Below are 14,290 nucleotides of genomic sequence, written 5' to 3' on the forward strand. Positions count from 1 at the left end.
GTTTGTCAAACTTCTGCCATACGATACGTCGTGTCAGACATTTCCGTGAAAGACCCCCTCGCTTGCCGACGCCCGTTTCCAAACTGCTCACCGCCAAGACCCTTCAGCATGACGTTGCCTACGCATTCCTGGGCTTGGCTCCGCGCTTGGTCGGGCCAATGTTTCGGATTAACGACGACAAATACGCCCCGTCTAAGGTGAAGCAAGACACGTTGAGGCGTGAAGGATCGCAGGCAGGTCTGGCTTTTGCCGCGATGCTCGGCATCCAGTTGATTTATAGCGCCGTTTCCAAGCAGCCTCCCATCCGAGGATTGAGCCAGAAAGCGGTCGCCTTTCTCACGAAACCCTCCCACGAAGCCATTCTCCGTATGATGATGACGCTGCCGGCGTTTGCGGGATCCGAATACATCAGCCGCCTGATTGCCCCGCGCGCCGTCTGGGGTCCCAATGGCCGTCTCGACGCTCAGCCCCCGGCGACTCCGCCCTCTGAAAAACCGCCGGTCAGCGCGCCGGTCTTCTCCACGGTGCATTTACTGGCCCCCATGACGTCTCCGCCGATGATGTCTCCTATGAGAGCCCCCGCCTTTGGCGTCGGCGCCATGGCGCAGCCGCGCTTTACCAACGCCGGCGGCCTCTATGCGCAAGCGTAAGCCTCGGCTATAATCAGCGCCGAACGCGGCTTGCCCTCTCTCTCCGCGTTGATGCCAGGAGCGCCCGCCGATGAAGCCCACCATTCTGATCGTGGAAGATGAGCCCGATCTCGTCAATCTGCTGCGCTATAACCTTCAAAAAGAAGGCTACGACGTGGTCTATGCGCTCAATGGCAAGATTGCGCTGGAACTGGCCTGGGACAAACGCCCCGACCTGATTATTCTGGACCTGATGCTGCCGGATCGCTCCGGCATCGATGTCTGCCGCGAGATCAAGTCCCATGAGGCGCTGGCCCGCACGCCGATTATCATGCTGACGGCCCGCTCATCGGAGATTGACCGGATTTCCGGCTTTGAGGCCGGGGCCGAAGATTACGTCGTCAAGCCTTTCAGCCCCAAGGAGCTGCTCTGGCGCGTGCGCGCGATGCTCGGTCGAACGCGCCCCACGACCCCAGAAACCCTTCTGTTTGGCCCGATGGCGATTTATCCCGGCGAGTATCGCGTCACGGTCGATGGCGTTGAGGCCCCGCTGACGTCGCTCGAATTCCAGATTCTGCTTGTGCTGGCGCAATATCCCAACGTCGTGAAGACGCGCGAACAGATTCTGCAAAGCGTCTGGCAAGAAGAAGCCGTCGAGGTGCTCGATCGCACCGTCGATGCGCACGTCAAACGCTTGCGCAGTAAACTCGGCGCAGCGCGCGACGCCGTAGAAACCGTTCGCGGGGTGGGCTATCGCCTGACCACCACGTCCAGCGCCGCGTCTCCTCACGCCGCCCCATAGCGCTTTAAGACAGGAATCCCGCTCATGTCGCTGCCCATGCTGGAGTCTTCCGGTCAGATTCGCCGCCTGTTTCATGATCCCGGCGCGCTGCTCAGCGTCCTGCAAGAGATGAAAGACGGCGTGCTGGTGTGCGACGAGGCGGGAAACGCCCTGCTGCTGAACGCGGCGATTCAGAAGTCTCTGGGGCTCGATGAGAAGGCGCTGGGCAAGCCCTGTTGCGAGGTCATCCCCAGCGACGAGCTTTGGCAGACGCTGCTCTTCAGACGCTGGAATCCGGGAAGTCGCGGCATCTGGCGCTCAAGTTGGGGCGATCGGGTATGCGCCAGTATTTTGAAGCCCATCTGGCCCCGCTGCGATCGGGCGATCGCATTCAGGGCTGCGTCATTCTGCTCAGCGATGAAACGGCGATCCGCCGCACTGAGCGCATGCGCCGCGACTTTGTCGCGAACGTCTCGCACGAGCTGCGCACGCCTCTCAGCGCCATCCATGGCTACGCCGAAACCCTGCTGGAAGGCGCGTTAGACGAAAAAGATCTCGCCTGGGACTTCGTCAACGTCATTTTTCGACACTCGCAACGCCTCTCGCAACTGGTGACGGATCTCCTGGATCTGTCCAAGCTCGAATCGCCCGATTTTCAGCCCGAACTGACGCCCACGGCGCTGAATGCCATGATCCAGCGCGTTTATTCGCTGGCCGAGAGCAACACCCAGGGCAAGCGTCTGACGTTTCGCCTCAAGGTCGCCGACCCGCTGGGCGATGCGCTCGCCAACGTCGGCGGTCTGGAACAGGTGCTGACCAATCTGCTGGATAACGCCATAAAATACACGCCCGAAGGAGGCGTCATCACCCTCACGGCGCAAGAAAACGCCAAGGGAATGATTCAGATCAGCGTGTCAGACACCGGCATCGGCATTGAGCCCAAGCACATTCCGCGTCTATTTGAGCGCTTCTATCGCGTGGACAAGGCGCGATCGCGGGATATGGGCGGCACAGGGCTCGGCCTGTCCATCGTCAAGCATATTATTTCGTACCACGGCGGCGATATCTGGGTGGAAAGCGTTGCCAATCAAGGATCAACGTTTCATTTTACGCTGAGGAAAGCCAGCTAGCGCGATTCTCGGGTTTTTCAGGATTGCTTAGCACAAAAAGCGGCGCAGCGGTTTTAATATCAGTGTCCCGCGCCAAGGGGAGATGCGGGCGTCACTGAGTTTAGCAAGAGAGCGTGATTCTATTGGGGCGAGGCCGCAGAGGCTTTGCGCCACAGCGAGGGGAGATTCACCGTGTCAACGACCGTTAACCGGACAGGCTTTAACGCCAGTTTTCAAAAGCGCGTGGAAAAGACGTTTGGCCGGGAAGGGCACGCGCTTCGCGCCGTTTACGCCAATGACGTTTTTCGCAAGGGCGGCTCCATGCACTGGTTTTCCAAGCTTTTTGGCTCGCTGGGAGAGGGCATGCGAAAGTCCCTCAAGGGCCCGATGATGATCACCGCTCTGGGGCTCGGCGCAATCGCCGCCTGGAACACGGTTCGCGATACCGTGCGAGGGGCTTACGAAGACGGCCCCTGGGGCGCGCTCTGGTCTGGCGGCAAGGAACTGCTCATGAACGCCGGCTCGTTGCTCATTGGTTTGGCGGCAGGCGGTTTGGCGCGCAATATCAAAGGGCCTGTTGGCTGGTGGCTGGGCGCCGCCTCGATGATCGCCGGCGCGCTGGGCGCTTACAAGGGGCTCGATGCGTTATTCGCGCCGCCAAATAAGCCCAACGCCTTGACTCAGCCAACCCGCAGCCCCGCGCTGCCGTCGGTCTACGAGACCAATCCCTTCTTGCGCTCGCCGATGCCCGATCGCAGCCTGGAAGAGTACTATCAGATGATCGAGCGCGGGCCTGCGGCCGTTGCCATGATTGTCCCCGGCATGTCGCGCGAAAATTGAAAACCCTTCATTATACACGGGTCGCTAAAAAATGTAACATCTTGAATGCAAAAGGGTTACATTCTGTTAGAAAAAGCCCTACAATACACCATGTAATTGAGATCGCGCGATGTGAACAGGATCTTCTCACGACCTGAGGTGAAATCGTGACGCCTCTCATCGCGGCCCCATTCTGATTGACGATTGGTATTCAATTCCCGTTCGCATAGGCTGTGTCCACCGCTCCCCACTCCGGCGTGATTCGCGCGCATGCGCAATGCCCCATTCTGGCGCGCGCTCACTCGAGAAGACGAGGCGGTTACAGAAACCTGACATCCTGTCCGAAACCGTATCCGACAACAGGTCGAGAGTCATGTCCAGAAGCTGAGAAGAGATCGACGCCTGAAGGCGCCCGCCTCGCGCGGGCAACGTCCAGTGTCCAGTCAGTTTAAGCCGGACCCCACGGGTGTTTTGGCGCAATTACGCGAGGGACGCCTCCATGAAATCCCATCCGCTGCCTGCTGAGTCCGTCGCCGATACCGGCAAAAAGTCGCTGATCGCGGATATTGTCCTGCCGTCTGCGATCACCTTGCTGATTCTGTTCTGTCTGGCCCAAGTGGGCCTGTCCTACTGGAGCCCCGGCGCAGGGGGCTTCGCCTCTCAGCAGGACAATGCTGAGCAGTACGCCGCCATTTCGGCGTTCGCCAACTAGTAGCGCGCTGCGCGTAAAGCTTTCAGCCAACGCCGCCGCGCGGCGGCTCTTGCCTGACGGCTATGAGGTCTAAGAATAAGCTTAAGAAGAGCGCGAGGCGCGATACAGGGCCAGCGTATTGGCCATCAGCGCCGCAATGGTCATGGGCCCCACGCCGCCGGGGACCGGCGTTATCCAGCCCGCGTTGCGGCAAGCCGACTCAAAGTCCGCATCGCCCGTCAGACGCCCGTCTGCGCTGCGGTTAATGCCGACATCCAGCACGACGGCGCCGGGCTGGACGTAATCCGCCGTAATCAGGCCCGCAGAGCCTACCGCCGCCACCAGAATATCCGCCTGACGGCAGACAGCGGGCAAGTCGCGGGTTTTGCTATGGCACAGCGTCACCGTCGCGTTGGCGTGCAGCAAGAGCAGCGCCATGGGTTTTCCCACAATCGTCGAGCGCCCGACAATCACCGCGTGCCGTCCCGCCAGAGGGATGTCATAGCTGTTCAGCAGGGTCATCATCCCGCTGGGCGTGCAGGGCAAGGCGGGGGGCAGGTCGCCCGCCAGCAGGCGCCCCAGATTCAGCGGATGAAAGCCGTCGACGTCTTTGGCCGGATCCACGGCGGCCAGAATCCGGGCCGTCGACAGATGCGCGGGCAATGGCAACTGAATCAGCACGCCATGGACCGTCGGATTGGCGTTCAAACGCTCAATTTCGCCCAGCAGAACGCTTTCGCTGACGTCTGCGGGAAAGGTCAGCCGCTCAGACAGCAAGCCGGTCTCGATCGCGATTTTGGTCTTGCGGGCCGTGTAGACCTGACTTGCCGGATCGTCTCCCGCCAGCACCACGGCCAGTTTAGGCGGCGGCGCGCCTGAGGCGGTCAATTCGGCGACGGCCCGCGACACCTGACTCAGCAATGCGCGCGAGGCGCTCTTTCCATCCAGAAGGCGCGCGCCTTCAGACACAGCAGGCATCAGAGAGCCTCCTTCCTACAAAAACCGGCTGATACAGTCACGCTGACAGAATCAGGCAATACGGGGCTGCAAGCGGGATTCCGGCGCGGGGACGCTTTTGCCGCCCTTGAAGGCATGCATCTTGACGTCATCCAGAACGCCTTCCCAACGCGCAATCACGGTGGTGGCGACGCAATTGCCCAGCAGATTAACCGAGGTGCGGGCCATATCCATCAGATGATCCACGCCCAGAATGACGGCGATGCCCTCGACCGGCAAGCCGAAACTGACCAGGGCGCCCGCCAGCACAACCAACGAGGCGCGCGGCACGGCAGCCACGCCTTTGCTGGTGAGCATGAGCATCAGCATCATCATCACCTGCTGCTGAATCGACAGCTCGATGCCGGCCATCTGCGCCACAAACAGGGCCGCCAGCGACAGATACAGCGTACTGCCGTCGAGATTAAACGAATAGCCGGTCGGCATCACGAAACTGACAATGCCCTTGGGCGCGCCGAAGCGCTCCATTGTCTCCATGGCCTTGGGCAAAGCGGCCTCGCTGCTGGCCGTGGTAAAGGCGATGAAGAACGGCTCGCGCACGGCCTGCGCCATTTTCATCAGCGGCACGCGCGCCGCCGCGCAGGCAGAGCCCAGCACGAGTACGACAAACACAATGAGCGCAAAGTAAAGGGAGCCGACCAATTTGGCGTATACCGCCAGAATCCCCAGACCGTGAGAACCAATCGTCGCTGCCAGCGCGCCAAAGACGCCCAGAGGCGCAAAGACCATCACATAGCCGACGAATTTGAACATCACGTCGTTGAGACTTTCCAGCACCCGCATCACGGGACGGCCCTTTTCGCCCGCTGCGGCCAGCGCCAGGCCGAAGAAAACCGAGAAGACCACGATTTGCAGGACATTGCCTTCCGCCATGGCCTGCACCACGCTGGTGGGAGCCAGCGAAACGAGCGTCTCCATCAGCCCATGGGAGTGCTGGGTCGCCGCATTGGCGCCGATGGCGGCCAGTTGCGCCGTGGCGGCCGCGCTGGGAGTCAGATGCATGCCGCTACCCGGCTGAAACAGGTTGGCGACGCCCAGACCAATGACCAGCGCCAGCGTCGTAGCGATTTCAAAATACAGCAGCGTCTTGACGCCCACGCGGCCCAGACGCTTATGGTCGCCCATGCCCGCAATGCCCACCGTCAGCGTGGCGAACAGCAGCGGGGCGATCAGCATCTTAATCAGATGCAGAAACAGCGTCGACAAGGGCTGAAGCTGGGAAGCGACTCCCGGCGCCAGCGCTCCAAGGGCAACGCCGGCAATGGCGGCAATCAACACTTGCGCGCTCAGCGAGGGCATGCGCCAACGGCGAGCCCCTCCTGAGGAAGACAGCCTGCGGAATGCAAAAAGGGCGCGGATGCTCAAATCACGGGTCCTTGCGGGTTCGTCCGGCTTCGTCCCGAAAACGGGCGGCGAAACGGGAATGTATCTCCACTGGCGATAAGTCAAAACATACCCGAAAGTTGACCCGCTGAACAGGGGCCTTATGCCGTCTCAAGCCAGTCCGGCGAAGCTTGGACGCCATAAGCAAGGCATGAAACCGCCAGAAGTCGCTCATGGAGCAGCGCCCGCGCGCCAGAATCCGGGCGCTGCTCGCAGAACTGGCGATAAATAAATGTTAATTCCTGTAACACATTGCCCCGCGAAGGCTTGCTATCGTTGTCGCGGTCTGGCATGGCGAGCGTCAGGCGATCGGCGGACGGAATGGGAATCGCCAGAATCTGCTGTTGACGCAAATACGGGAAAAGCGCTTCGCTAAAGTAATAGCGAAGTCGAAACCACGCGCGCGCCGGCGGGGAATTAATCAGGGCGCAGATGGCGGGTAAAAGGGCGTTGTCGCGCAGATGGAAGTTATACAGCGTGTTGAGCGTCAGCCAGCCGACGGATTCATCGAGCGCGGCAATCGGCGTGTCCGCCACCCGACGGATTAACAGGCGCGGGGTCTGATACAATGCCATGGGTTTGAGGGTTTTAGCGTCCAGCGCATCGGGGCGAATGAAATGACGCGGCGTTAGCGGCAGTTGAAAAGCGCTTACGTCTTGCCCGCTAAGCACCGGGCGATCCGCCTCGCTGCGCCGACTTTTGGCGCAACGGTTTTTACCCGCCTCAATGCCGCGACCTTGATGGCGCGCGCCGTCTTCGGCCAAAAGAGAGGCCAGCGGACAGCTATGCGCCGCCATGGCGTCGAGAAAGCACACGCGCGGCGGCGTCAGCCACAAGTTAAGGGCGCGTTCCTCGAAGCGATTCATGTCCGACTGAAAAATTTCGGCTGCCGGTTTGGCTTCGGCGGCGCGGCGGTCCCATCGGCAGGCAATAAAAGGCTTTTCAGGATTTTGAGGCGTGAGACCGGCGCGTTCTACGAACAAGGCAACGGTTTCCACGGCCGCTTGCGGCGAAAAGGCGTCTTTTCCAATATCCCAGGCCGCCAGCAGACGGTTTTCAAGCAATAGACGGCGCACCGCTTGCTGATGCTCGTTCACCAAGAGGGGTTTGGGCAGCAAAAAGGCCAGAATCCCGCCGGGTTTGAGCAAGGCCAGACTGCGTTCGATAAATAGCCCGTAAAGGTCATACTGACCGCGCGCGGTTTGAAAGGCGGCTTCGTAGGCGGCGCGTTTCCCGGCATCCAGCGCCTGCTTGACGCCCAGATAGGGCGGATTGCCGATAATCCCGTCAAATTGCCGCGCGATGGGCTCCAGCAAGGCGTCTGCCACCTGAAGTTGTTCTCCCATAAAGCGCAGCGGCGGCGTGGCGCTCGGGCATCCAGCCTGGGCCCATAGCGACAGGCGGGCCGCTTCGAGGGCGCCCGCGTCTAAATCCGCGCCGTGCAGCGATTTCCAGATGGCGGCGTTTGGCGCCGCGCTGTCCGACAGCCAGACATCAGCGCAGGCGCGCAGAAAAGCCCCGCCTCCCATGGCCGGATCGAGCAAGGCGAGGCCGGTCGACAGGCGGCGGTTTTGGCGGGCGAGGGCCGTCATCACAAAGTCCGCCATGGCGCGGGCCAGCGCGTCGGGCGTATAGAAGCATCCGCCGCCTTTGCGTCGGCCAGAGGCGTCCAGATGCAGCAGGCGCTCATAAAGCGCGCCAAGATGGGCGGGGCCAAGCGCAAACAACTGGCAAATCCAGCGCAGTTGCTCCCATAAGCGATCAGGTTCAGGCGCGAGCGGCGTCTCGTCTTCTGTGAGCGGAAACAGCCGTTGGCGCTGGCGCAGCGGATCGATGGGATCGGTCATCAGAGCCAGAAACGCCCAGATCAGGCGCTGGCGCGCGCGCGCCGGATTCAGGCCAGGGCTCAGCAGGGCCAACGCGCCGCTTAAGGGCTCGTTCAGAGCGAAGGGCAGCTCTGATGAGGCGCTTGCAGGCGCGTTAAGAGAGCGAAGAAGCGGCATCAATCGACACAGGCAGGGAGGAGCGGACGCAATCGCAAGCGCATCAGGACCCAGCTACTGGGCGTGATGCTGGCGCGGCTGGTAAAACAGGCGGAAGATCTCCTGATGCGCGGCCTGGCCCAAGTCAAACATGCCAATGCTCTGGATATCATAGTCGGTCTTGGGCGGGCGAATCGCCATCAAATCCCGCAGCTCCTGCGAGAACACCACCTGATGGTCGGCGGCGTAGCGCAGAATCAGGTGCAGGTAGCCGACGCCTTCGCGCGTGGCGGTATCCGAAGGCTCGGTGGCGTGCAGGGCAATGCGAAACGGCGGTTGCGGGTCCATGGGGCGTAGGGTCGCATAATACTGGCGAAGCGATTTAGCCGCGCTGACAACGAATTGCAGGGCGTCATCCGGCGAGTTGAACATCAGAACCCAGGCTTCCGGTCGGCTCGAGACCAGACGCCCGCCGTATTCGGAGAATCCCTGAAACCGCGCGGCGCCTTCAGCCGTCTGCTCAAAGGGATAGAGAATTTCCACCAGAATACTCGTCGCATTGGAGGTTTTGCGGTCCTGAACATCTCGAACCGCCGCCAGTTGCTCGGCGCGCGCCTTGCTGCGGCTTAAATCGCGGGCAACGGCAAGCTTCTTGTCCATCGAGCGCGTCGCCGTGGCCAGCCCCGCGAGCAGGAAGAACACGAGCGTCAGGATAAAGCCCAGTATGCCTTGCGTCACGGTAATATCGCGCCCCTGATAGGCGATATGCGGGACATGACCGCCTAACGCACTATCTATCAGCGCATTCATGGGATCAAAGACGACCCGTAGGGCGTCGATAAAGCCCGTGAGCTGAGGGACGCCGATAATGCTCAATAGCCAGTGGACAATGGCCACCGGGGCCAACAGGGCGAACAAGACGCTGAGTAAATCCAGAAAAAGCGCAAGAACCTTCAGCAAGCGAATCTGTATCCCGACCTGACGCTAACGCCGCACGATAGCGCTATTTTACCATCGCTAGCGCCAAAGAAAGCGTTCCGGATTTTGAGAGTTTCCGGCCAGCGTCACTTCAAAGTGCAGATGCGGCCCGGTTGAGCGGCCTGTCATGCCCACCCAGCCAATGCGCTGACCTTGCGCGACAATCTGCCCGGGGCGGACCGTCATGGCCTTGAGGTGGGCGTAGCGGGTTTTAAGGCCGTTGGCGTGCAGAATTTCCACCAGATTGCCGTACTGGGATTCCATTCCGGCACTGATGACGCGGCCAGCGGCGGCGGCCATCACAGGAGAGCCAATCGGGGCAGTGAGATCGACGCCATTATGGAAATGACGTCCACGCCAGCCGTAGCGCGAAGAGATTTCAAAGGCGGCCAGCGGGGTTTTCATGGCAGAAGACGCGCCGCCCATCAAGCCGGAAAATCCGCGGCTGGGCGAGCGACTGCCGTCAAAGGCGCGGGCCCGGGCGCTACCTGCGGTGAGAGCGGCCAGAGGCTTGAGCTGAATAACGGGCGGAGCGACCATCGCCAGACGCAGGGCGCGACTCTGGCCAATGGGCTCCAGCAGCGGCGCGGCTTGGACGACCGGCTGCGGGCCTTTCAGCATAAAGGCCGCCATGGCGCTCAATTGATGGCGATCGCGACCGATGGCGCTCAGCGCGGGATTGGCGCACAGGGCGCGGTCATCCAGCGCCAGGCTGAGCGAGACGCCCGGAGAAATCGGCGAAAAGGCCTCGTCGGACGATGCGTTGACGCGATGGAAAACGGCCATGGCGGAAAAAGCGGCGACCAACGCCAAGCAAACGGCAAAGGCGCTTTGAGCGCAGCCGCGCGAAGCTAAACGGCCATAGGCGAGCTTAAGAAGCAGGCTCTGTCTCATCCTGATAAGTCTCATCTCTATAACTGGACAATAGGGGAGGCAAAAGGCGCAAGCGGCGCCGGGCTCGATGGCGGGCAGTGTAACAGGGACCTCATGCCCTCCCAAGCTTAAATTTCAGTTACATCGATCCCTGGCCGGACCCGCAACATGGCAAAGCCGCCCCGGTCGGCCTTTTGACGCGCGCCCAAGTGACTGTAAATAAACATTAAGCCATGGGGCTGGCATTTGAAAGGCGCAGCGGGCTTGATCTATGCTATGGAATTCTGGGAGACGTCTCTGGGCCAAGCGTCTGGACCCGATGGCTCTCTCCCCAGACGCAAGACGGCCTGAAAGCGGCCTGCGCGGCCCCGGGCGAGCGTCTTGTGATTGCGGCTTGCGAGGTGTTGTATGGCGTTATTAGGGGTCAATATCGATCACGTCGCAACTGTGCGCAATGCGCGCGGCGTGGCGTACCCGGACCCGATTCGCGCGGCCTTAATCGCGGAAGCCAACGGGGCGGACGGAATCACGGCGCATCTGCGCGAGGATCGCCGGCATATCGGCGATCGCGATATGGCCCGCCTGAAAGAAGCGCTGGCCACGCGCCTGAATATGGAAATGGCCGTGACCGAGGAGATGACCGCCATCGCCTTGCGAATTGCGCCTTATATGGTCACGTTGGTGCCCGAACGTCGCCAGGAACTCACCACCGAGGGCGGTCTCGATGTCATGGCGATGGCTGTGCCGCTGAAATCAACGCTGGCGCGCCTTCATGACGCGGGTATCGCCGTGAGCCTGTTTATCGAGCCTTCCGACGCCCAGTTGCAGGCTAGCGCGGCGGCGGGCGCCCGCATCGTGGAATTTCACACCGGGCGCTACGCGGAAGCCTTCGATCAGGACGCCGACAGCTGCCAGCGCGAGCTGCAACGCTTGCGGACTGCCGCCGAACGGGCGGTGGCCATGGGAATTCAGGTAAATGCGGGGCATGGGCTGCATTATGAGAATGTCCAGCCGATTCTGGCGATGCCGGGTCTGCATGAGCTGAACATCGGTCACAGCATCGTCTCGGAGGCCATCTTTTGTGGGCTGGCCCAAGCCGTGCGCCGGATGAAAGCGCTGGTTAGCTGAAATGGGCCTCAAGCGCCAACTGCGCAACCTGCGACGCCGACGCGAAAAGTCTGGGCGGGCCCCGGGCGCTGTCTTGACCCCCTTTACCGATACGCTGCCGGATAAACGCGCCCGGATCTCGGTCACGTCTTACGACGCCGCGCATATTGACGAGACGCCGGACTGTCTGCCGGGCCAAGCGCTGGCCCGGGCGCGCGCGCATCGCGTCGGCTGGATTCGGGTGAAGGGGCTGGAGGACGTTAACGCCTTAAACGCCTTGGGCCACGCGCTGGAAATCCATCCGCTGGCGCTGGAAGATATTCACCACCCGGATCAGCGGCCCAAGGTCGATGTGTATGACCATGGGGTCTTGATTACGCTGCGCACGCTGCGGACACATCGCCCGGAATCGGGACGCGGGCCAGGGCTGGAAGCGGTTTCCGAGCAACTGGCCATGGTCCTGGGCGACCCCGTTCTGACGACTTTTTTGGAGCGGCGCGACGATGAGCTGTTCGAGTCGCTGCAGGAGCGCCTGCGCGATGAGCAGAGCTTTACCCGAAAGCAGGGCGTGGATTATCTGGCCTACCGGCTGATGGATATTGTCGTGGACCAGTATTTTCAGGTGCTGGAAGCCTTTGGCGAAGAACTGGACGCGTTAAGCGACGGACTGACGCGCGAACAGCCGGATCCGGCGCTTATGAAGCGGATTCAGGGCGTGAAGGCCGAGATGATGACGCTTCGGCGCGCCGTCTGGCCCTTGCGCGAAGTCGTAGGATCCTTGCAACGCGGGGACTCTGCCTTGATCAGCGAGCAAACGCGCGTGTATTTGCGCGACTTGCAGGATCACTTGACCTATGTTGCTGAAACCATCGACACTTACCGCGAAATGATCGCCGGGATGCTGGATATCTACCTGTCTCAGATTAATTTCCGGATTAATCAGCAGATTAAGGTGATGACCATTATTGCGACGATTTTCATGCCCCTGAGCTTCATTGCGGGCGTCTATGGGATGAATTTCCACTACATGCCGGAACTCTACTGGCGTTTCGGTTACCCGGCCGTCTGGCTGGTGATGATCGCCATGACGGCGGGCATGCTGATCTGGTTTCGCGCCAAACGCTGGTTTTAGCCTGCCCGCTGGCGCGTGAAAACCAACGCCAATAGGGGCGCGGCGCGTCCCTTAGCCAGAGAATAGAGCCAAAGACCCGGCGTTACGGCGGATGGCGGGCGTCGTCGCCAAAGCGTCTGGGCTCTGGGCGCGACTCTGACGGATTCACTTCGCGCTTTAACTGGCTCAGCAGACGGCGATCGCGATCGCTGACGCCGGATAAACGGCGGATGCCCGGATTTTCTGCCGGCGCTAAATCGGGGGAGGGCGTATCAGGCGGCGGGGGGCCGGCCGCGCGCGTCAGCGCGCTCAGCAGCGTCGGCGTCGGGCGCGGCTGTAGCGCCCGGGCGATATCGTCGAGGCGCTCGGGGGCAATCGCCGGGTCTTGCCACCAGCCCGTGTAGTTGGGCCTGCCCCAGGCCGGATTGCTCAAGAGAATCCGCTGGCGCTGCAACAGCTCTAGCAGCCGCTGGCGCGGGAAATGCGGGGATTTTCCGCGCTCGGCGCGCGGGTTGGGCGTAGGTTCACCCCATGACGCACAAAGCAGGCCATCGCCAACGTCTTGAAACGCCCGGCGGCGCGGGCGATAGTCCAGCGCAGGCGCATCAAACGCATCCGGCGCGTCGGCAGAAGACTGGAGATGCTGAGACGCCCGCGATCGCGCTTCAACAGGGGCTTGCAGCATTGCGATCAAATGATCAACCAGCGCCAGCGCACTCTCAACCGGGTTCAAGTCAGGCCCGTCGGCTGAATGAGCGCCTGAAACCGTCTCTGGAGGCGTTTTTCGACGCATGACGCGCTCCATCAGCACCGGAAACCAGAACCGGTTAAAATAACTCGCCCACGCGCGGACTTTCTGCTCGGAATCGGCGTACAGCGCGTCCATCAGGGTGCTGAACAGCCCCAGATTCCCCAGCAGCGCCATAAAAAATGGCGCATAACGATAAGAAGGCGCGTTGGCCCACATGATCGCGATTAGCCTCTTTTACATGTCAAACAAACAAAGCGTAAACCCCATACATATATAAAAATTATATCTTATTTCCCTCCCCATGGCTAGTGCTTTGGGGGCAATTTAAAGATATATTACAATTGTCGTTTTCGAGACGCCTCTCACGTTGCGCAAAGGGCTCATCGGGCGCTGAAGGCGCTTTGCGAGACGATCTCAACAATCCCGGCCAATAATTCTCACCCACTTCTTATATAGAAGAAAGCCGGACGCGCACTGTCAGCTCTCTGCACGGGCGCCGCTGAGGACGCTTCAACGCCAAACAGGGCGCTTCCTCACCTTGAAGCGCCCTGTGGCGTGAAGGGTTCCTCTCCCTAGATCTGACTGTCGACGTGGAAGACCTCGCACGACAACACGTAATTCTTAAAGACCGTGCGCGCGGTGTTCAAGGGCTCGCGGCGCATGCCGGTCGACCAGAGCAACGCGTTTTCAGTCATACGCGCCGGTTCCAGCCGCTCATCAATGATAAATTCCACCACGCTTGAACGCATCGGATGCCAATCCTTCGCTAGGGGGCCGCTCTGGCTTCAATCGCTCGACGACTCTGATAGAGCGGGAAAAACGGGAGAAGAATATACTATCTATATTTATATAAAAACCCGGTTCTGAAGAAAATTGCCTCGAAAGTATATTTTTTTAACGACTCATTTGTCTGCGTCGCTAGCGGGTTTGCGCCGGATGATCCCAGACGCGCCCCCTCATGAATTATCAAGCAGAAAAGCCTTCACTCAAAAAAGGACCAGAAACAGAAACAGACGCAGAGAACCTCAATCAGGCCTTGTCAGTGTATCATAGCGCGCC

14 protein-coding genes are annotated in these 14,290 nt (G+C 60.7%); 7 read left to right on the forward strand and 7 right to left on the reverse strand.

Annotation, left to right across the window (positions count from 1 at the left end):
• Positions 1-62 precede the first annotated feature (62 nt).
• The 5 genes from IPK79_04715 (at position 63) to IPK79_04735 (ending at position 4,050) form a co-directional block, all read left to right on the forward strand.
• Positions 63-650: a hypothetical protein gene (locus IPK79_04715; GenBank protein ID MBK8189732.1), complete on the forward strand. Its 588-nt coding sequence runs from the start codon at positions 63-65 to the stop codon at positions 648-650.
• Positions 651-720: 70 nt separating this feature from the next.
• The gene (locus IPK79_04720; GenBank protein MBK8189733.1) at positions 721-1,431 is read left to right on the forward strand and encodes a response regulator transcription factor; all 711 of its coding nucleotides are present in this window, start codon (positions 721-723) and stop codon (positions 1,429-1,431) included.
• A gap of 242 nt (positions 1,432-1,673) precedes the next feature.
• Positions 1,674-2,540, forward strand: a complete 867-nt coding sequence (locus IPK79_04725; protein ID MBK8189734.1) for a GHKL domain-containing protein — start codon at positions 1,674-1,676, stop codon at positions 2,538-2,540.
• A gap of 171 nt (positions 2,541-2,711) precedes the next feature.
• Positions 2,712-3,359 carry a hypothetical protein gene (locus tag IPK79_04730; GenBank protein MBK8189735.1) on the forward strand — a complete coding sequence of 216 codons (648 nt, stop codon included), beginning with the start codon at positions 2,712-2,714 and terminating at the stop codon, positions 3,357-3,359.
• A 478-nt stretch (positions 3,360-3,837) separates the two neighbouring features.
• Positions 3,838-4,050 (forward strand): hypothetical protein, encoded by a 213-nt coding sequence (locus IPK79_04735; GenBank protein MBK8189736.1) that lies wholly within the window; start codon positions 3,838-3,840, stop codon positions 4,048-4,050.
• 81 nt (positions 4,051-4,131) lie between these two features.
• Here IPK79_04735 and IPK79_04740 read toward each other — a convergent pair whose 3' ends face one another.
• From IPK79_04740 to IPK79_04760, 5 genes are all read right to left on the reverse strand, one after another.
• The gene (locus tag IPK79_04740) at positions 4,132-5,007 is read right to left on the reverse strand and encodes a bifunctional 5,10-methylenetetrahydrofolate dehydrogenase/5,10-methenyltetrahydrofolate cyclohydrolase (protein MBK8189737.1); all 876 of its coding nucleotides are present in this window, start codon (positions 5,005-5,007) and stop codon (positions 4,132-4,134) included.
• A gap of 51 nt (positions 5,008-5,058) precedes the next feature.
• Entirely contained in the window at positions 5,059-6,345 is a 1,287-nt protein-coding gene (locus tag IPK79_04745) for a cation:dicarboxylase symporter family transporter (protein ID MBK8189738.1), read from the reverse strand.
• Between the two features lie 185 nt (positions 6,346-6,530).
• Complete coding sequence (locus IPK79_04750; protein ID MBK8189739.1) at positions 6,531-8,432, reverse strand: N-6 DNA methylase; 1,902 nt, start codon at positions 8,430-8,432, stop codon at positions 6,531-6,533.
• A gap of 54 nt (positions 8,433-8,486) precedes the next feature.
• Positions 8,487-9,371, reverse strand: coding sequence for a hypothetical protein (locus IPK79_04755; protein ID MBK8189740.1), 885 nt, complete (start codon positions 9,369-9,371; stop codon positions 8,487-8,489).
• Positions 9,372-9,428: 57 nt separating this feature from the next.
• On the reverse strand, positions 9,429-10,298 hold the full coding sequence (locus IPK79_04760; GenBank protein ID MBK8189741.1) for a M23 family metallopeptidase: 870 nt from the start codon (positions 10,296-10,298) through the stop codon (positions 9,429-9,431).
• Positions 10,299-10,670: 372 nt separating this feature from the next.
• Between IPK79_04760 and IPK79_04765 the strand changes: the two genes are divergently transcribed.
• On the forward strand, positions 10,671-11,390 hold the full coding sequence (locus tag IPK79_04765) for a pyridoxine 5'-phosphate synthase (GenBank protein ID MBK8189742.1): 720 nt from the start codon (positions 10,671-10,673) through the stop codon (positions 11,388-11,390).
• 73 nt (positions 11,391-11,463) lie between these two features.
• Positions 11,464-12,501, forward strand: a complete 1,038-nt coding sequence (corA, locus tag IPK79_04770; protein ID MBK8189743.1) for a magnesium/cobalt transporter CorA — start codon at positions 11,464-11,466, stop codon at positions 12,499-12,501.
• 82 nt (positions 12,502-12,583) lie between these two features.
• On the opposite strand, the gene IPK79_04775 is transcribed toward corA, so the two are convergent.
• Together IPK79_04775 and IPK79_04780 are read right to left on the reverse strand one after the other, a co-directional pair.
• Complete coding sequence (locus IPK79_04775) at positions 12,584-13,447, reverse strand: hypothetical protein (GenBank protein ID MBK8189744.1); 864 nt, start codon at positions 13,445-13,447, stop codon at positions 12,584-12,586.
• Between the two features lie 356 nt (positions 13,448-13,803).
• Positions 13,804-13,980, reverse strand: coding sequence for a hypothetical protein (locus tag IPK79_04780; GenBank protein ID MBK8189745.1), 177 nt, complete (start codon positions 13,978-13,980; stop codon positions 13,804-13,806).
• Between the last annotated feature and the right edge of the window lie 310 nt (positions 13,981-14,290).

The sequence above is a fragment of the Vampirovibrionales bacterium genome (assembly GCA_016712355.1).
Taxonomy (GTDB): Bacteria; Cyanobacteriota; Vampirovibrionia; order Vampirovibrionales; family Vampirovibrionaceae; genus JADJRF01.